The sequence below is a fragment of the Paraburkholderia sp. SIMBA_027 genome, from assembly GCF_046535315.1.
GTDB classification, from domain to species: Bacteria; Pseudomonadota; Gammaproteobacteria; order Burkholderiales; family Burkholderiaceae; genus Paraburkholderia; species Paraburkholderia tropica.
The window spans coordinates 237,167-256,335 of sequence record NZ_JAWRWY010000010.1 but is presented as its reverse complement, the minus strand read 5'-3'; the positions used below and the strand labels follow the sequence as shown (position 1 = coordinate 256,335).

Annotated in this window: 14 protein-coding genes; 3 read left to right on the top strand and 11 right to left on the bottom strand. The window is 67.6% G+C overall.

The window, feature by feature from the left end; genetic code table 11:
* Positions 1–455 precede the first annotated feature (455 nt).
* From SB764_RS20455 to aroQ, 11 genes are all read right to left on the bottom strand, one after another.
* Entirely contained in the window at positions 456–1,571 is a 1,116-nt protein-coding gene (locus tag SB764_RS20455; RefSeq protein ID WP_080180480.1) for a diguanylate cyclase, read from the bottom strand.
* 64 nt (positions 1,572–1,635) lie between these two features.
* Positions 1,636–2,664 (bottom strand): chemotaxis response regulator protein-glutamate methylesterase, encoded by a 1,029-nt coding sequence (locus tag SB764_RS20450; RefSeq protein ID WP_183715393.1) that lies wholly within the window; start codon positions 2,662–2,664, stop codon positions 1,636–1,638.
* Positions 2,664–5,063, bottom strand: a complete 2,400-nt coding sequence (locus tag SB764_RS20445) for a hybrid sensor histidine kinase/response regulator (protein WP_410864586.1) — start codon at positions 5,061–5,063, stop codon at positions 2,664–2,666. Before SB764_RS20445 ends, SB764_RS20450 begins: the two co-directional genes overlap by 1 nt.
* Positions 5,060–5,797, bottom strand: coding sequence for a chemotaxis protein CheW (locus SB764_RS20440; RefSeq protein WP_231957707.1), 738 nt, complete (start codon positions 5,795–5,797; stop codon positions 5,060–5,062). The genes SB764_RS20445 and SB764_RS20440 overlap by 4 nt, the downstream gene beginning before the upstream one ends.
* The gene (locus SB764_RS20435) at positions 5,790–7,478 is read right to left on the bottom strand and encodes a CheR family methyltransferase (RefSeq protein WP_410864584.1); all 1,689 of its coding nucleotides are present in this window, start codon (positions 7,476–7,478) and stop codon (positions 5,790–5,792) included. Before SB764_RS20435 ends, SB764_RS20440 begins: the two co-directional genes overlap by 8 nt.
* Complete coding sequence (locus tag SB764_RS20430) at positions 7,475–8,002, bottom strand: chemotaxis protein CheW (RefSeq protein ID WP_183715397.1); 528 nt, start codon at positions 8,000–8,002, stop codon at positions 7,475–7,477. Before SB764_RS20430 ends, SB764_RS20435 begins: the two co-directional genes overlap by 4 nt.
* Before the next feature lie 46 nt (positions 8,003–8,048).
* On the bottom strand, positions 8,049–9,722 hold the full coding sequence (locus SB764_RS20425; protein ID WP_065063512.1) for a methyl-accepting chemotaxis protein: 1,674 nt from the start codon (positions 9,720–9,722) through the stop codon (positions 8,049–8,051).
* 285 nt (positions 9,723–10,007) lie between these two features.
* Positions 10,008–10,682, bottom strand: a complete 675-nt coding sequence (locus SB764_RS20420; RefSeq protein ID WP_065063510.1) for a TetR/AcrR family transcriptional regulator — start codon at positions 10,680–10,682, stop codon at positions 10,008–10,010.
* Between the two features lie 245 nt (positions 10,683–10,927).
* Positions 10,928–12,310, bottom strand: a complete 1,383-nt coding sequence (locus SB764_RS20415) for an MFS transporter (RefSeq protein WP_336753978.1) — start codon at positions 12,308–12,310, stop codon at positions 10,928–10,930.
* A 42-nt stretch (positions 12,311–12,352) separates the two neighbouring features.
* Positions 12,353–13,249 carry a shikimate dehydrogenase gene (locus SB764_RS20410; protein ID WP_321868793.1) on the bottom strand — a complete coding sequence of 299 codons (897 nt, stop codon included), beginning with the start codon at positions 13,247–13,249 and terminating at the stop codon, positions 12,353–12,355.
* Positions 13,246–13,713, bottom strand: coding sequence for a type II 3-dehydroquinate dehydratase (gene aroQ / locus SB764_RS20405; RefSeq protein ID WP_065063506.1), 468 nt, complete (start codon positions 13,711–13,713; stop codon positions 13,246–13,248). The genes SB764_RS20410 and aroQ overlap by 4 nt, the downstream gene beginning before the upstream one ends.
* Before the next feature lie 345 nt (positions 13,714–14,058).
* Here aroQ and SB764_RS20400 point away from each other — a divergent pair, with 345 nt between their 5' ends.
* The 3 genes from SB764_RS20400 (at position 14,059) to SB764_RS20390 (ending at position 19,160) form a co-directional block, all read left to right on the top strand.
* Positions 14,059–15,960: a bifunctional sugar phosphate isomerase/epimerase/4-hydroxyphenylpyruvate dioxygenase family protein gene (locus tag SB764_RS20400; RefSeq protein ID WP_110326581.1), complete on the top strand. Its 1,902-nt coding sequence runs from the start codon at positions 14,059–14,061 to the stop codon at positions 15,958–15,960.
* Between the two features lie 139 nt (positions 15,961–16,099).
* Positions 16,100–17,278 carry a porin gene (locus SB764_RS20395; RefSeq protein ID WP_065063504.1) on the top strand — a complete coding sequence of 393 codons (1,179 nt, stop codon included), beginning with the start codon at positions 16,100–16,102 and terminating at the stop codon, positions 17,276–17,278.
* Positions 17,279–17,546: 268 nt separating this feature from the next.
* The gene (locus SB764_RS20390) at positions 17,547–19,160 is read left to right on the top strand and encodes an inorganic phosphate transporter (protein ID WP_110326583.1); all 1,614 of its coding nucleotides are present in this window, start codon (positions 17,547–17,549) and stop codon (positions 19,158–19,160) included.
* Positions 19,161–19,169 lie beyond the last annotated feature (9 nt).

The following is a 19,169-nucleotide window of genomic DNA, read 5'->3' as shown; positions in this document are numbered from 1 at the left end:
TCATCCAGAGCATAGACAAAAGCTTGCTTACTTCAAGCTTTAAATCGCGCTTTAAATCATTTTTTTGCGAACTGGATTAAATTACGGTAAAACCGCCAATATCTAAAATCGCGCCCAGCAAAATTGACAGGGAACGGCATATGCGAATCGCTTTTTAAAGCGCGGAAATAACTGCTTTGAATGGCGATAAATACCGGTAAAAAATTCGTGCGAGCCGCCTGGATCATGGACGGACTATGTTTAAAGCGGGAATGCCGTCTGCTCGACCTTGTCCGATATATTGCCGGGCCTGCGCCGCACAGTTTGGCTGTCAGGCAGCGCGATCATCGAGTCACGAAATCGCTGCGCAAGTGCGCCATAACCTGAAAAAAGAAAAAGCCCGCTCGAAGCGGGCTTTTTTTCTTCAGACCGTTGCCGACGCAACCAGTCAAGGCACAACGACGCACATCAACGCATCAATTCCGCCCCGACACACCCGTCGAAAACTCCACGCGGTTGCGCCCTTCTCGCTTGGCGCGATAGAGCGCGGCGTCGGCTTCCTCGATCAGCGCGGTTTCGGCGATGCCCACCGTCGGCGTCAACGTCGCTACGCCCACGCTGATCGTCAGATGCTCGCTCACCTTCGAGCCGACGTGCGGCAGTTGCAGCGCGGCCACGTCGCGGCGCATCTTCTCCGCGAGCATGCGCGCGAACACGCTGCCCGCGCCCGGCAGCACCACGGCGAACTCCTCGCCGCCAAAACGCGCCACCAGATCGCGCGGCTGCTTCACCTCGCGGCGGATCGTCGTGGCGACCGAGCGCAGCACGTTGTCGCCAGCCACGTGGCCGTAGGTGTCGTTATAAGGCTTGAAGTAATCGACGTCGATCATCAGCAGCGACATCTCGGTGCTCTCGCGCTGCGCGCGACGCCATTCCGCGCCGAGAAATTCGTCGAGATAGCGGCGATTCGAGAGCCCCGTCAAGCCATCCGAATGCGTGAGACGGCGCAATTCCAGATTCGCCTTCAGCAGTTCCTGCTGCGAGCGGCGCAGCGCGCGGTACGCCTCGTCGCGCTGGAGCATGTTCACATAGGAGCGCGAGTGATACTTGATGCGCGCGATCAGCTCGATGCTGTCCGGCAGCTTCACGAGGTAATCGTTCGCGCCCGCCGCGAACGCCGCGCTCTTGATCGCGGGCTCTTCCTTGGTCGACAGCACGATGATCGGCACGTCGCGCGTGGCGTCATTGGCGCGATAGGCGCGCACGAGCGTGAGGCCGTCGGTGCCCGGCATCACGAGGTCCTGCAGGATCACCGTGGGCCGCACTTCCCCGGCCATGCGCACGGCCTGCTCGGGATGCGCGCAGTAATGGAAGTCGATCTCGCGCTCGGCGGACAGCGCGCGCCGCACGGCCTCGGCGACGATCGCCTGGTCGTCGACGAGCAGCACCATCATCGGCACGTCCGCGTTCGGCAACGGCTGTTCGAGCGCGGTGCGCACGGCCTCCAGCGCCCGTTCGAGCGAAGCCTCGTCGGGGCCGCCATCGGCAAGTGCGGGCTCGGCTCCGGGTGTCAGATTCGGCTTCTCGGTCATGATTTCGGTCGCATGATGTGGGTCGGATCGAAGCTCGGTACGTGCTTCGATCCGGTTCCTCTCGTTACTCGGGTCGTCCCGCGCCGGGCAGTCCGACGCGTTGGCAAAGTTCGGCGGCAATCACGGGCAGCGGCAGAATCGCGCGCGCGGCATCGAGCGCGGCGGCGGCCTTCGGCATGCCGTAGACGGCGCTCGTCGCGGCGTCCTGCGCGATCGTGTAATAGCCCTTCGCACGCATGGCCTTCAGGCCGATCGCGCCGTCGCGGCCCATGCCGGTCAGCAGCACGCCGATGGCCGTGCCGCGCCAGTGCTCGACCACGCTGTGAAAGAACGTGTCGACGGAAGGCCGGTACGGCGTGTCCGCCGGCTCGCGGGTGTAAGCGAGCTTGCCGGCGGCCGTCATGCACAGATGGTCGTTGGTGGCCGCGAGCAGCGCCTCGCCGGGCGTGGGCCGGTCGCCTTCCTTGGCGACGCGCACCTTCAGCGCGGCCTGGCCGTCGAGCCAGTCGGCCATGCCCGCCGCGAACGACTGATCGACGTGCTGCACGATCACGATCCCGGCGTTGAAGTTGGCCGGCAGCGCGCCCAGCACGGTGGCGAGCGCCGTGGGGCCGCCCGCCGATGCGCCGATCGCCACCAGCGGCGTGCGCGCGTCGGTGGCGATCGCGCTGGCGCCCTGGGTGCGCGCGACGTCGCTCACCACGTTCACGCGGCCGATCTGTTCGATCTTCGCGAGCAGCAGATCCATCGTGCGGCGCGCATCAGGGCCCGCGAGCGTGGGCGTGTCGACGGCGTCGAGCGCGCCCGCGCCCATCGCCTCGTAGACGCGCCAGGCGTTCGCGCCAACGCTGCTCGTGACGATCAGGATCGGGCACGGCGAGCGCGCCATGATGCGCCGCGTGGCTTCCACGCCGTCGAGCCTGGGCATGACGAGATCCATCAGGATCACGTCGGGCGGCTGCGCGGCGCAGAAGTCCACCGCCTGTTCGCCGTCCTGCGCCACCCATAGCACACGATGCCCCGGCCGCCTGGCGATGGCGTGACGCAACGCCTCCACGGCCAGCGGCATGTCGTTCGCGATGCCGATATTCATCAGGTCGCCTCTCCGATCAGATCGTTCACGGCGTCGAGCAGCGCCTCGTCGTGGAAGCTGCCCTTGGTCAGGTAATAGTCGGCGCCCGCGTCCAGGCCGCGCCGGCGGTCGTCCTCGCGATCCTTGTACGAGACGATCATCACCGGCACCGCGCGCTGCTGCGGATCGCTGCGGATCATCGTGACGAGTTCGATGCCGTCCATGCGCGGCATGTCGACGTCGGTGATCACCAGATCGAACTGGCCCGTGCGCAAGGTGTTCCAGCCGTCCATGCCGTCCACCGCCACGGTCACGGCGTAGCCGCGCTTTTCGAGCAGCTTGCGCTCCAGCTCGCGCACGGTCAACGAATCTTCCACGACCAGAATGCGCTTGCGTTCGCGCGCCGTGGTCTGCGCGCCGCGCGCGACGCCCGCGAGCTGTCCTTCGCGCACCAGCCGACCGACCGACGCGACGATATCCTCGACGTCGACGATCAGCGCCACCGTGCCGTCTTCGAGCAGCGACGCGGCCGCCACGTTGCGCACCTTGCCCAGACGCGCGTCGAGCGGTTGCACGGCGAGCGTGCGCTCGCCCGCGAAGGCGTCGACGGCCACGCCGTAGAGCGCGGCTTCGTGGCCCGCGTCGTCGCCGACCAGCACCACGCTTACGTCGTCGGCGTCCGCTGCGGGCACGCCGCGGCCTTCGGCGCCAAGCAACTGGCGCGCGGTCACGAGGCCCACGGGCCGCCCTTCGTAGGCGATGTGCTGCTGGCCTTCGAGCATTTCGATCGCGCTGCGCGGCACGCGCAAGGCGCGCCGCACGTGTGCGAGCGGGAACGCATAGGCCTCGCCCGCCACATCGACGATCAGGCTGCGCATGACCGAAAGCGTGAGCGGCAATTGCAGCACGAAACGCGTGCCGCGCCCCGCCGTGCTTTCGATGCGCACCGTGCCGTGCACGGCCTTGGCGAAATTCTGCACGGCGTCGAGACCCACGCCGCGCCCGGACACGTCGGTGACGCGCTCGCGCATCGTGAAGCCCGGCAGCAGCAGGAAGTCGAGCAGTTCCGGCTCGGACATGAGGGCCACGGCGTCGGCCTGCGCGAGACCGCGCGCGACGATGGCGCGTTTGAGCGCGTCGAGATCGACGCCCGCGCCGTCGTCGGCCACGGCGATCAGCAGCTTGCCCGCGCTGTGGCGCGCTTCGAGCGTAAGGCGCGCTTCCTCGGGCTTGCCCGCGCTCAGCCGCGCGACCGGATCTTCGATGCCGTGATCGAGCGCGTTGCGCAGCAGGTGGCCGAGCGGCGCATCGAGCATTTCGAGGATGTCGCGGTCGACCTGGGTCGATTCGCCATCGACGACGAAACGTACGCGCTTGCCGAGCGAACGCGCCAGATCGCGCACCATGCGCGGCCAGGCGTGGGCCGCGTCGCCGAACGGGCGCATGCGGCATTGCAGGGCTTCGTCGTAGAGGCGCTGCGCGAGCTGGGTGCCGCGCCGGTCGATGCGGTCGAGGTCGTCGAAACGTTCGGCGAGTTGGCGTTCGAGCGCGCCCAGCGCCGCACGCACGTCGGCGAGCGAGGCGCGCGCGTCGGCGTCGAGCGTGTCGCCGTGGCGTTCGTGGAACTGGCCGAGCGCCGCCAGCACGCCGCTCTGCGCGCGGCGCACGCGCAGCAGGCCGTCGGCGAACGGACGAATGCGGCGCGACTCCACCAGCGACTCGCCCGCGAGCCCGAGCAAACGGTCGAGCGTGCCCGCGCGCACGCGCAGCATGCGGTGGCTTTCGTGCGGCGTGCCGGGCGTTGCGGTTTCGGGCGGCGTTGGCGTGGGCGTGGGCGTCGGTGCTGGCGTTGGCGGTGCTGCGGGCGGTTCGTCCGCTTGTGGCGATTGTGGCGATTGTGACGGCTGCGACGATTGCAGCGCCGCGATGCTCGCGGCCAGCAGCGCTTCCGCGTCGTTGGGCGTTTCCGCTTGCGCCGAGGCCCGCGTCTCCTGCTGCACCTGCGCCGCGCCCACGAGCCGCGTCACGAAGGCCTCGACCGCGTCGCGCGCCAGCGGCGGCGCAGCCGGATCACCGGCCGCGAGCAGCATGTCGATGCCGACCAGCAGCGCGTCGATGTGCGCCGCGCCGATCGTCAGCAGGCCGTGCTGGGCCGCGACGAAACAGTCCTCCATCGCGCTCGCCACCTCGACCGCCTCGGGCAGCCCGACGATGCGCGCCGCGCCCTTGAGCGAGTGCGTCGCGCGCATGCAGGCTTCGAGCGTGGACGCCTCCGTGGGCGCCGCTTCGAGCGCGAGCAGACCGGCGGACAGCGTGCGCGTCTGCGTCTGCGCTTCCTCGTGAAAGAGGTCGAGCAGCGAGCGCCGGCTCAGGTCGTCGGCGCTGTCGTTATCGTCGTGGTCGCCGTGCTGGCTGCTCATCGCAGACTCCTCGCAAGCGCGCCGAACAGCGCATCGGGTTCGAGCACGCCCACCGAACGGCCGCGCCAGACGAACACGCCGCGCACGTGACGGCCCGCCGCCTGCGCGAGCGTGGCGGGCGCGGGCAGCAGTTCGTCGTCGCCGAACCAGGCGACGCCGTCCACATCGTCGACGGGAAACGCCGTGGTCTCGCCGCCCCACTCCGTCACCAGCAGGCGCGGCGTGGCTACGCGCACCGAGGCGGATGCAACGGTCGCGGCAGCATCGATATGCAGCAACTCGGCCAGCGACGCCGCGAGCGTGAGCACGCCGCGCACGTTCACGACGCCGAGCACGGCCGCGCTGCGCCGGTGCGGCAGCGAATGCACAGGCCGCGACTCGCCCACGTAGCGCAGCGCCTGCGCGGGCAGCGCGAGCCATTCCGCGCCGACGCGAAACACCAGCGAACCGGTCTGTCGCGCGTTGCTGCGCACCGCATGATTATTTCGCGATCCTGATAATTCGGCATGCCGATTATTGTCTCGCGGATCACGAAGATCGCGCACCTCACGCGGCGCGGGACGATCGAGCATGCGTGCGGCGGCCTGCTCGAACACGGGACAGTTGAGGCAGCGCACGTATTCGGCGAGCCTGGGACACGAGTTGTCGCCGAGCACGCCGATGCTTTTCCAGCAGGCGTCGAACGGCACGTCCTGCGGCGCGCTCAGTTCGTCCATCGCATGCGCGTCACGCATCGGCGCCTCCTCGGTCCGGCGCACGCTGCGCGGCGCGTTCGGCGCGGCGCATCAGGCGGCGCGCGCCCTCGGCGTCGCCCTGCACTTCGAGCAGCGCCGCGAGATGCGTGAGCGCTTCGTAATGACCGGGTTCCAGATAAACCGCCTTGCGATAGTGTTCCTGGGCGAGCGCGCCGTTACCTTGCGCGTCGGCGATCAGGCCGAGCAGATACCACGTCGGCGCGTCGTGCGGCGCGGCCTGCGCGGCCTGGGTCGCGAGGCGCTGCGCATCGTCGAGCGCGCCCGCGTCGGCGAGACGCCGCGCTTCGCGCAGCGCCGCATCGGGCGTCGGCGCGCTCGGCTGCGTGCGCGTCGAGAGCGCGGTGAACGGCGCGAGCGGCGCGGTGTTTTGCGTGGGCGTCACGCCAGGCGAGAAGCCGTTGAGCGGCGCGCCTGCGCGGGCGGAAAACGCCGCCGCCGGCGCACTCGCCGCCCCCGGCACCACGCCGACGAAACCGGCCGCGCGCGCGGGCGGCGCGGCATGCAGCGGACGCAGCGCAGCAGGCGGCACCGCGCCGGGCGCGCTCGCCACCGGCGCGCGCGCGTTCGCCGTCACGCTGGCGCCCGGCAGACAGCCCACCGCCAGCGACGACGCCAGCGCCTGCGGCCCGGCGGCCTCGCCATCGGCGCGCGCGGCCTCGGGCACGCGAAAACCGAATGCGAGCGGGATATACGCCGACTGGAATTCGTGGCGCATCATCAGCCCGGTCTCGGCGGGACCGACGAAGATCATGCCGCCGTCGGCGAGACGCCCGCGCAGCAGACCGATCGCGCGGTCCTGCGCGGCGCGGTCGAAGTAGATCAGCACGTTGCGGCAGAAGATGAAGTCGTAACGCACCGGATGCGCCGCGAGCCACTCGAACAGATTCGCGCGCTCGAAATGCACGGCGCGGCGCACCGTATCGGCCAGCCGCCAGCCGTCCGGCCCGGCGTGAAAATAGCGTTCGCGAAACGACAGCGCGTCGCCGCGAAACGCGTTGCGGCCATACACGGCGCGCGCGGCGGCTTCGATCGACGCGGCGCTGATGTCGAGTGCGTCGATGCCGAACTGCGCGTGCGAGAGCCCAGCGTCGAGCAGCGCCATCGCCGCCGAATACGGTTCCTCGCCCGTCGAACACGGCACGCTGAGCACGCGCAGCACTTCGCCCGGATGCTTCGTCAGATGCTCGGCGCCGATGCGCGCGAGCGCCATGAAGGCTTCGCGCTCGCGGAAGAACCAGGTTTCGGGCACGACCAGCGCGTCGATGAGCGCCTGGCGTTCGGCGGGCGCGGTCGTCAGGTAGGTCCAGTAGGCGTCGCGGACCTTGTCGGGCAGCGCGAGGCCGCCTTCCCATTGCGCCGGAACCGGCGGCTGCACGGGCGCGGCGTGAGCATGACCGTGATGCGAGGCGCGATGGGAATCGTGATGGGCGTTGTGATGCCCATGGTGATGCACGCTGCGATGGCCGCCGTGGTGCGAAGCATGGCCGTGCGCCGATGCGTTGCCACCCTCGCCACCCTCGCTGGCCGCCAGCATCGCCGCGATCATCGCCGCCGCGCGCGACGCCACCGCGCGCGCCAGCGCGTGCGCGCCGAGCGATTCGGCTTCGATGCCGGTTTCTTCGAGCAGCCAGGCGGAAAAGCGCGGATCGAAGGTCTTCATGGCGCACGCCCGTCAGTGGCCGCGCGCCGCCACGAAGGCGGATCGGGGAACAGCAGCGCGCGTACGCGCGCGTCGAGCAACTGATCGACCTTCACCCATTGCACGAAACCGTGCGCGTCGCTGGCCACGGGTCCGAGCCAGCGCGCCTCGGGCGTGGCGATGCCGCCTTCGGCGAAGGCGTCGGCGGCGAGGGTCTGCGTGCGCGTCGCGCTTTCGAGCAGCAGCGCGAGGCAGCGCGGCGGCGTATCGATGTCGGCTGAAGCGCCGCCCGATGTATCGACGCCCGACGCCCCGTCGTTCACCAGCACGAGCCGCGTCGACATCAGCGCGCGCGACGGCCGCCCGAGCGCGAGCCTCGCCAGATCGACGACCGGCACCGGCGCGCCGTCGTGATCGATCACGCCCGCGATATACGGCGGCGTGCCCGCAAACGCGCGCACCGGCTGCAACGGCAACACGCGCACGATTTCGCGCGCGTCGAGCGCGTAGCGTTCGCCATCCAGCTCGAAGACCAGAAAGAGCATCGCGGCTCCGTTCAGCGGCGCGTCATCATGGGCGTCGTCATCCGCGTCACGCCTCGATCCTGAAGCGCGACACGCCCGTGCGCAGTTCGTTGGCCACGAGCGTCAGATTGTCGATGGCCTGCGACGACTGGCGCAGCGACTCCGCCGTCTGCTGCGCCGCCTCGGAAAGCTGGATCAGCGCCTGGGTAATCTGCTCGGCGCTGGTCGCCTGCGCCTGCATGCCGTCGTTGACCACCTGGAAGCGCGGCGCGAGCGTCTGCACCGCGCCGATGATCTGCGAAAGCTGCCCGCCCACCAGTTGCACGTCGTGCATGCCGCGGCGCACTTCCTCCGCGAACTTGTCCATGCCCATCACGCCCGCCGAGACCGCCGACTGGATCTCCTTGACGGTCTGCTCGATGTCGTAGGTCGCCACCGCGGTCTGGTCGGCCAGTCGCCGGATCTCGGTCGCCACCACGGCGAAGCCGCGGCCGTATTCGCCGGCCTTCTCGGCTTCGATCGCCGCGTTCAGCGACAGCAGATTGGTCTGATCCGCGACCTTGGTGATGGTCGCCACCACCTGGTTGATGCTGACGGCCTTCTCGTTGAGGATCGCGAGCTTGGCGTTCACCGAGCCCGCCGCTTCCATCACGCTGCGCATGGTGTCTTCCATGTGCGTGAGGCCGCTCTGGCTCGTGGTGGCGAGCGAAGCCGACTGCTCGGCCACGGTCGCCACCTCGCCCATCGTGCGCACGAGGTCGCGCGCCGTGGCGAAAATCTCGCGCGAGGTCGCGCCGATCTCGGTCGTGGTGGCCGCCGTCTCGCTCGCGGTCGCCTGCTGCTCCTTCGAGGTCGCGGCCACTTCGGCCACCGAGGTCGTCACCTGCAGCGACGACTTCTGCGCCTGTGCCACGAGGCTCGCGAGTTCGTCGCTCATGCGGTTGAAACCGTCTTCGAGCACGCCGAATTCGTCCTTGCGCCCCAGCTCCAGACGCTGCGAAAGATTGCCCATGCGCATCGCATCGTGGACTTCGACGAGCCGCCCCATCGGCCGCGTAATCGCGCGATAGAGCAGATAGCCGGTCGCGAGCGAGGCCAGCAGCACGACGCCGAGCGCCGTGGCGAGCGTGATTTCCGTGCCGGTCACCGAACTGCGGATCGCGCGCGCGGACTCGTCGGCGCGCCGGCGGTTTTCGTCGACGACCACGTTGGCCGCGTCGATCACTTCGCGCCAGCTCGCGTCGAGCTGCACGAAGGCGCCTTGCGCGGCGGCGCGCTGCGCGGGCAGTTGGCGCGCGATGGCCATCAATTGCGGCAGATAGCGGCCGTACGCATCGCGAAAGCGCTGGAAGCGCGCGCGGTCGTCGGCGTCGTACATCGAGGCCTCGTAGTGCGCCGCGTCCTGCTGGGCCTGGTTGACGGCAACCGGCAGTTGCGCGAGGACGCGCGCCACGGCGGCCGGATCGGTTTCCACGAAGACGGCGCGCTCGACCAGCGCGTAGGTCTGATTGGCGGCGGCACGCATCGAGGTGGAGTAGAACAGGCCCGGCACGGAATCGTGCGACAGGCTGAGGGCTTCGTCGTCGATGGCGCGCAGGCGGTCCCACGAGAGGGCGGCCGTGGCGAGCATCAGCACGAACAGCAAGCCGAAACTCACGACGATGCGCGTCCCGAGTGTGTAGCGACCGTGGGTCTGGCGCGGCAGGCCGGCTGAGCCGGAACGGGGCATGGCTGTGCTCATTACGCTTGGGCTTTTCCGGTTGGCGGCGGGAGGCGGCGTTTGCCGTCCGCGCAAGGTGCGCGAGCGCACAGACGCCCCGGCGAAGGCCCGTCACACGGGCTTCCGGGGCGTAGTGTAATGCGTTTGAGCACTTTTATGCGATGAGGACACTACCTGACGAGGCGGCGCGGCAACGCTGAGCGCGTTTTTCGATATAGCAGCAAAGCTGCGGCGGGCACGCTCGCTCGGCTCGTCCGGGCTGACATCGCCTTCGGGTGTGCGCCGCGACGGGCTTGAAACGCTTGCTTAATCCGTCTTGCGCACGAAGCGCGCGACCGCGTCCACGACCATTTCGCGATGACGCGCGCGCAGGCGCGGATGCGACGGATCGCGGCCGAACGCGGCGCCGAACGTGTGGCGGTTGCCCACGCGATGAAAGCACATCGAGCTGATCAGCAAGTGCAGGTCGATCGGGTCGATATCGGTGCGGAACACGCCGGCCGCGACGCCGCGCGCGAGCAGATCCTCGATCGTGCGGATCACGCTGGCGTTACGCGTGCGGAACGTCTTGAGCCGCTCGATGTACTTCGCGCCGTGGATGTTTTCGATCGTCACGAGGCGCACGAAGTCGCGATGGCGGTCGTGGTAGTCGAAGGTGAATTCGACAAGGCGCTTGAGGCCTTCCTCGGGATCGAGTTCGTCGATATGCAGGTCCTGTTCGAGCGCACGGATGTCGCCGTAGACCTTGTCGAGCACCGCTTCGTACAGCCCTTCCTTGCTGCCGAAGTAGTAATACAGCATGCGCTTCGTGGTGTTCGTGCGCTCGGCGATCGCGTCCACGCGCGCGCCCGACAGCCCCATCGCCGAAAACTCGGCGGTCGCCACTTCCAGAATGTTGCGCTTGGTTTGCTCCGGATCGTACTTGCGCCGGCTTTCGGATTGAGCGTCGTTGCGTTCGGCCGAAGCCGCCGGTCTTGCCATATCGTTGTTGTGGACCGCAGGGAGGGAGGGATGCGGCCGATTCTAGCATGGCGGGCGCCGCGTCCCGCGAGGCCGGGCCAAGCCGGCCGGTGTTCCGCAGGCCGTCTGGAGCAGGCGCGCGGCGCGCGGATTGCAGCGGCCTTGCAGCGGTATTTCGCCGATCTTGCCGCCGCGTTGCAGCGCGCTTTCGGCGCGGCTTCATCGAGGTTTCATTGACGCCTCGACGAAGCCGCGCACCAGACCGATCACACCAGCTCGATCCGCTTGATATCGCCGACGATGAAGATATACGACGCCGCCCCGATCAGCGCGATCACGCCGATAAACACCAGCGCCCAGACGAACGAGCCCGTCACGCCCACGATCAGCCCGACCACCAGCGGCGTGATGATGCCCGCGAGATTGGCCGCCAGGTTGAAGATGCCGCCCGTCAGGCCCAGCATGCCGGCCGGCGCGATGTCGGAGACCAGCGTCCAGCCCAGCGCCGCCATGCCCTGCGCGAAGAACGCGATCGAGAGGATCACGATCACCGTCACGTTGCTTTCGACGAAGTTCGCCAGAATGATCGTCGAGGCCAGCAGCAGCCCGGCGATGATCGGCAGCTTGCGCGCCACGTTGGCCGAGTAGCCGCGGCGCAGCATCCAGTCGGAGAACGTGCCGCCGAACATCACGCCGATCGAGGCGGCGATGAACGGCATGATCGCGAAGAAGCCGATCTTGAGCCAGCCCATGTGGCGCTCGGTGGCGAGATAGGTCGGGAACCACGTCAGGAAGAACACGAGCGTGGAGTTGCCCGCGAACTGGCCGAGGCAGATGCCCGCGAGCTGACGGCGGCGCACCAGTTGGCCCGCGAGACGCCAGTCGAAGCCCTTCTTCGCGCTCTTGCCGCCCGCCTGTTCGGCGGCGGCCTCTTCCTTCGCGGCCTTGCGTTCGTGCTTCGCCAGGCCGCCGCCCGCCTCGATGTAATCGAGTTCGGCGCGGTTGGCCGCCGGGTGCTCGTGCGGCTCGCGATACAGGAACCACCAGATGAAGCCGAAGCCGATGCCCGCCGCACCCACCACGTAGAACAGCGAGCGCCAGCCGTAGGCGCCCATCAGCGCGAACAGAAACGGGCTGAAGAACGCGAGGCCGATGTACTCGCCCACGGTGTAGGTGCCGGTCGCGAACGCGCGTTCGTGCTGCGGGAACCAGGTCGCCACCACGCGGCTATTGGTCGGAAAGCACGGCGATTCGGCCGCACCCAGCCCGAGCCGGCAGGCGAACAGCGCGCCCACGCTGCCGACGAAACCCTGGATCAGCGTGCAGGTCGACCACAAGGTCATCGCGAGAAAGTACGTGAGCTTGCTGCCGAAGCGGTCGAGAAACACGCCGCCCGGAATCTGCGCGACCACGTAGCTCCACGAGAACGCCGAGAACACGAGGCCCATCAGCGCCGCATTGATGCCCAGTTCCTTGGTCAGTTGCGGCGCCGCGATACCCAGCACGGTGCGGTCCAGGTAGTTGATCATGGTGCCGACGGCGAGCAGGCCGAGGATGCGATAGCGCGCTTTCGAGCGCCGTACTGCGCCTGCGGCGGACGTCGAGGAAAGCGTCGGCGCGTCGCGGCCCGTGGATACGGGAGGTGCCATGTCTGTCTCCATTCCTGTTAATGGCCGGATTGGCCCGGCTTGTTATTGGCCGGCGCCCTGGGCTGCGCCCGGTGCCAGCATCGACTGCAAATGCGCGTACATGCGCTCCGCGTCCGGCTCGACGCCGGTGAAGAGGCGGAAAGCGTCCACGGCCTGATAGACCGCCATGCCGCCGCCGCTGAGCGTGCGGCAGCCGCGTGCCTCGGCGGCTTCGAGCAGCGCCGTGCGGATCGGGAAATAGACGATGTCGGCCACCCACAGGCCCGCGTGCAGATACTCGGCGGGCAGCGGCAGCCCCGGCAGCTTGGCCATGCCGGTCGGCGTGCAGTGGATCAGGCCGGTGGCCGCCGCGAGCGTCGCTTCGAGCGAACCGCCCGCGCTCACGCGCGCCTGCGGGAAGCGCGCCTGCAGTTCGGCGGCGAGCGAGTCGGCGCGCGTGGCATCGACGTCGAACAGCGTGAGCGCGCCGGCGCCCATTTGCAGCGCCGCGTGCGCGACCGCCGCGCCCGCGCCGCCCGCGCCCAGTTGCACCACCGATTCGAGCGACACGTCGGGCAGGCCGCGCTTGAAGGCGCTCGCGAAGCCCGACCAGTCGGTGTTGTGGCCGATGCGCTTGCCGTCGCGCAGCAGCACCGTGTTGACGGCGCCCAGCGCGCGGGCGTCGTCCGAGAGTTCGTCGAGCAGCTCGATCACCGCCTGCTTGCAGGGATAGGTGATGTTCAGGCCGTCGAAGCCCATGCGCTCGGCCGCGAGCAGCAGCTCGGGCAGCGCGGCGGGCGTGAGTTCGAGCGCGTCAAGATCGATGCGACGGTAGACGTAGTTGAAACCGAGTTCGCGCCCTTCTTTCTCGTGCATCGCGGGCGTGAGCGAGCCGCCGATGCCCTTGCCGATCAGGCCGCAAAGGAACGAGCGCGGTTTGTTGCTGTCGTGCTGGCTCATTGCGTCACCTGCTTCGCGAATTTCGTGGTCAACAAGGTCTGCATGCGTTCGAGCGCGAGCACGTAGCCCTGCGTGCCGCAACCGACGATGATCGCTTCGGCGATCGGCGAAACGAACGAGTGGTGCCGGAAGGCTTCGCGTTTGTGAACGTTGGAAATATGGACCTCGATCACGGGCTTGGCGATGGCGGACAGCGCATCGGCGATCGCCACCGACGTATGCGTATAAGCGGCCGGATTGATGACGATGCCGTCGACGCGCGTGCGCGCCTCGTGCAGCCAGTCGATCAGTTGATGCTCGGCGTTCGACTGCCGAAAATCGACTTCGAGATGAAGGCGGGCCGCCGCGTCATGGCACATCCGCGCCACGTCGTCGAGGGTTTCCGCCCCGTATATCGCGGGTTCCCGCGTTCCCAGCAGATTCAGATTCGGCCCGTTCAGGACCAGTACCGACGGCAATTGCATCACACACTCCACAACAGCGCACAACAACGGTTTGGCAAGCGCGGAATCTTCGGTCGAAATTCGCTGCGGTTGATTCTCAACACAAGACGGCGCCTAATAACATTCTTGAGATTGATTGGCCGCATGGCATCCCACGCATGGCCGCCAGTGTGCCGCGCGCGCGCCCCGGGGTCACCCTGGGGTTTCCGCGAATTTGTACTAACTGGTTAGTTTGGTTATTCTTGCGACACTCCGGCGGGCATCTGTATCCGCACCGCCGGCCCGGGTCGTACGGCTCATACCGGTTACAGTTATTGCTGCATTTACGCCATGTCCAAGCTGCCCCACGCCTCCGCTCCCGCGCCCCTGCGCCGCTCGATCGCGACTGTTTCGATTAGCGGCACGCTCGCGGAGAAGCTCGCCGCCATCAGTGCCGCGGGCTTCACGGCGGTGGAAATCTTCGAAAACGACCTGCTCTATTTCGAAGGCTCGCCCGCCGACGTGCGCCGCATGGCCGCCGATCTGGGCCTCGATATCGTGCTGTACCAGCCGTTCCGCGACTTCGAGGGCGTGAGCGCCGAGCGCCTCGCGCGCAACGTCGAGCGCGTCAAGCGCAAGTTCGACGTAATGCACGAACTGGGTACGGACCGCATGCTGGTCTGCAGCAACGTCTCGCCCGACACGATCACCGACGACGCGCTCGTCGCCGAACAGCTCGGCGCGCTGGCGAAGGCGGCCGGCGAAGCGGGCGTGGTGACCTGTTATGAAGCGCTCGCATGGGGCCGTCACGTGCGGACCTACCGCCATGCGTGGCAGCTCGTGAATACGGTGAATCATCCGAATCTCACGCTCGCGCTCGACAGTTTCCACACGCTTTCGCTCGACGATACGCCCGACGCCATCGCGCAGATTCCCGGCGGCCGCATCGGCTTCGTGCAGATCGCGGACGCGCCCAAAATGCAGATGGACGTGCTCGAATGGAGCCGCCATTACCGCTGCTTCCCGGGTCAGGGCGACTTCGCGCTCGCCGATTTCACGGCGCAAGTGGTGAAAAGCGGCTACACCGGTCCGCTTTCGCTCGAGATCTTCAACGACGGTTTTCGCGGCGCGCCGCCCGCGGCCACGGCCGCCGACGGCCATCGTTCGCTGCTGCTGCTCGAAGCGCTCACGCGCGACACGCTGGAAGCCGAACACGACACCGCGCATGCCGCGCCGCTCTATCATCCGCCTGCTGCGCCCACGCACACGGAGTGGCAATTCCTCGAATTCGCCGTGAACGATACGGCGCGCGCGCAAGTCGCCGACTGGCTCGGCAAGCTGCATTTCCGCCGCGCGGGCCAGCATCGCTCGAAGAACGTCACGCTTTATCAGCACGGCTCGGCGGCCATCGTGCTGAACGCCGAGCGCGATTCGTTCGCCGACGCCTTTTTCCAGCGCCACGGTCTCTCGCTGTGCGCCTCCGCGCTGCGCGTGGACAACGCGCAACTGGCGCTCGAACGCGCCGCCGGTTTCGGCTATCAGCCGTTCTCGGGCCGCGTCGGGCCGAACGAGCGCGTGGTGCCCGCCGTGCAGGGTCCGGACGGCAGTCTTAACTATTTCGTTAACGAAGAACCGGGTCAGCCGACGCTGTTCGAAGCCGACTTCGTGCTCACCGATGTGGACGGTCCGACCGAAGTCGGCCCGATCAGCGGCATCGATCACGTGAGTCTTTCGCTGCCCGCCGGTTCGTTCGACGCGTGGGTGCTGTTCCTCAAATCGGTGTTCGGTTTGCAGGCCAGCGCGCCCGTGATGCTGCCCGATCCGTATGGTCTCGTGCGCAGCCGCGCCCTGTTCAGCGCCGATCGCGGCCTGCGCATGGTGCTCAACGCGTCGGTCGATCAGCACACGGCGGCTGCCGAAACCGTGCGCGCGTATCACGGCAGCGGCCTGAGTCACGTGGCTTTCACGACCGCCGACATCTTCCGCGCGGTGACGGAATTCGAAGCGGCGGGCGTGCCGCTGCTGCGCGTGCCCGCGAACTATTACGACGATCTCGACGCGCGCTTCGCGCTGCGCGGCGATTTCCTCGACGCATTGCGTCAACACAATCTGCTCTACGATCGCGACGAACGCGGCGGCGAATTCCTGCACGCCTACACGGAGACGCTCGACCAGCGCTTCTTCCTCGAACTCGTGGAACGGCGCGGCGGCTACGACGGCTATGGCGCGCCGAACGCGGCCGTGCGTCTCGCCTCACAGGCGCGTCAACGTGCGCAGTCGCAGAAGTAATCGACGAAACAACGAAGCACAAGCACAGTACGCAACACCGGCGCGGCACCTGCCGCGCCCACTTCTCGCACAGAACTTATAAGTGCTCGAAAAAGCACATAACAATAAGTATTCCTACTTTTCCTGGAGACGCACAACGATGAAGAAATCCGCCTTCGGTCCCGGCCTGTTCCTCGCAGCCGGCGCTGCCCTGATCGCCAGTCCCGCCTTCGCGCAGAGCAGCGTCACACTGTACGGCGCCATCGACGACGCCATCACCTACGTGAACAACCAGAACGGCAAGTCGAACGTCTATCTGCGCCAGGGTAACGTCTACGCCTCGAAGTTCGGCTTCCAGGGCAAGGAAGATCTCGGCGGCGGCACCTTCGCGATCTTCGATCTGCAAAACGGTTTCGATCCGAACACCGGCGCGATGCAGTCGAGCGGCCTGATCTTCAACCGCCAGGCGTATGTGGGTCTGCAAAACCGCAGCGCGGGCACCTTCACGATGGGCCGCCAGTACACGCCCTACTACCAGTTCGTCGGTCCGCTCACGGGCAGCAACTGGCTGACCGGCGCAACGGGCGCGCACCCGGGCGATATCGACGGCCTCGACACCACCGTGCGCATCAACAACTCGGCGATCTACACCACGCCCTCGTGGAACGGCCTGCAGGCAAGCGCGATGTACGCATTCGGCGGCATTGCGGGCAGCACCGGCAAGGGGCAGACGTGGAGCGCCGCGCTGCGCTACCTGAACGGCCCGATCTCGCTCGCGGCCGCTTACCTGCGCATGGACAACGCCGCGCTGACGAGCGGCTTCGACACCTCGTCGACGGCGAGCTTCGGCAAGTCCTCGCTGAATACGGGCTATGTGTCGGCGCGCGCGGTGCAGCATATTGCCGTGGCGGGCAACTACGCGATCGGCAATCTCACGCTCGGCGCCTCGTATTCGAACGTCGAATATCTGCCGGGCGGCAAGTCGATCTTCGCGGATACGGCCGTCTTCAACACGTGGGCCGCGCTGGCCGTCTACCGCTTCACGCCGGCGTTCGACGTGGGCGGCGGCTACGCGTACACGATGGCCTCGAAGGCGAACGGCATCAGCAGCGCCGCGCGCTATCAGCAGGTGTCGCTCAAGGAAACCTACCACCTCTCGAAGCGCACCTCGCTCTACGCGTTGCAGGGTTATCAGCACGCGAGCGGCCAGACGCTGGGCGCGAACGGCGCGGGCGACATCGTCGACGCGACGCCGGCCGTGGGCGATTCGCAGAACAGCACGCCGTCGAGCACGCACTCGCAGTTCGTCGGCATGGCGGGCATCGCGTTCCTGTTCTGAGGCGGCGCGTCAATACGACGCGAATCCGCGCGGCGCCACGCCCCACGGGCGTCGCGCCGCAGGGACATATCGGCGCGCGGCCAGGCTGACGCGGCGATTCCGGTCGATATGCGACACTTGTCCGTCTCGATCGAGCGGCTCCCGATTGCTCCCGATTGCGCTGACGACGTTCGCAAACCGCGTTGTCATGCGCGATGATTCACGGCGCGGCGCGCGCGAGGCAAACCAGTCTGAACTCATTTGCCCCAGTTCGCTCAAGCGCACCGTCATGCCGGACCTTCCCTTACCTCCCGCAACTCGCCCCTTGCGCGCGCAACCGCGCCGCCGCCACTTCGCGATCGTCCTGTTCTTCGCGATCATCGCCATCGGCACCCTCTACGTTCTCGATCATCTGTTTCTCGACCTGCACGCGGTGCGCGAGAGTTCCGCGCTGCCCTTCGTGCTGCTCGGCCTCGCGCTGCTCATCGCGCTCGGCTTCGAATTCGTGAACGGCTTTCACGATACGGCCAACGCGGTCGCTACCGTGATCTACACGAACTCGCTCGAACCGCATGTCGCCGTCGCGTGGTCGGGCGCGTGGAATTTTCTGGGCGTGCTGGTGTCGAGCGGCGCGGTCGCGTTCGGCATCCTGCAACTGCTGCCCGTCGAACTGATTCTCCAGGTGGGCAGCAGCGCAGGCTTCGCGATGGTGTTCGCGCTCCTCATCGCGGCGATCGTGTGGAATCTCGGCACCTGGTATTTCGGCCTGCCTTCGTCGAGTTCGCACACGCTGGTGGGCTCGATCATCGGCGTGGGCATCATGAACCAGTGGATCAGCGGGCCGTCCGGCACGAGCGGCGTGGACTGGGCCCAGGCGGCGGGCGTGGGCAAGGCGCTACTGTTCTCGCCGGTGGTGGGCTTCGTGCTCTCGGCGCTGGTGCTGCTCGCGCTCAAGTTCGCCGTGCGCGCGCCGCGCCTCTATCGCGAACCCGAAGCGGCCAAGCCGCCGCCGTTCTGGATTCGCGTGCTGCTGATCTGCACCTGCACAGGCGTGTCGTTCGCGCACGGTTCGAACGACGGCCAGAAAGGCATGGGCCTCATCATGCTGATTCTGATCGGCGTGGTGCCGACCGCCTACGCGCTCAACAAGGCGGTAACGCCGGAGCAGACCGAGGCCTTCGTGGCGTCGGCGCGCGCCGCCTCGCTTACGCTCACGCACTATGCGCCGCCCGACCCTGCCGCCGCGCTCGTGGCCGCGCCCGCCGATCCGCGCGCCGAGGTCGAAAAGTATGTGCGCACGCGCCAGTTGCAACCGCAAACGCTGCCCGCGCTGCGCGCGCTGACCGACACCATCGGCGACCAGGTGAGCCTTTCGGGTTCGCTCGCGAAGGTGCCGGAAGTGATCGTCGACAACGTGCGCAACAACATGTACGTGGCCTCCGAAGCAATCCGCCTGATGGAAAAGGCCCACGCGCCCACGTTCGCGCCCGCCGACGCCGCCGTGCTCGACGACTTCCGCAAGCAGATGGACCACGCGACGAAATTCATCCCGACGTGGGTGAAAGTGGCGGTGGCGATCGCGCTCGGTCTCGGCACGATGGTCGGCTGGAAGCGCATTGTCGTGACCGTCGGCGAGAAGATCGGCAAGCAGCACTTGACCTATGGCCAGGGCGCGTCCGCCGAAGCGGTGGCCATGCTCACCATCGGCATGGCGGACGTCTACGGCCTGCCCGTTTCCACCACGCACGTGCTGGCTTCGGGCGTGGCTGGCACCATGGCCGCGAACGGCTCAGGACTGCAATGGAGCACCATTCGCAATCTCGCGCTGGCGTGGGTGCTCACGCTGCCGGCTTCCATCGCGCTGGCCGCCGCGCTGTACTGGGTGTTCCGCCAGATCTTCTGATGACCTCGC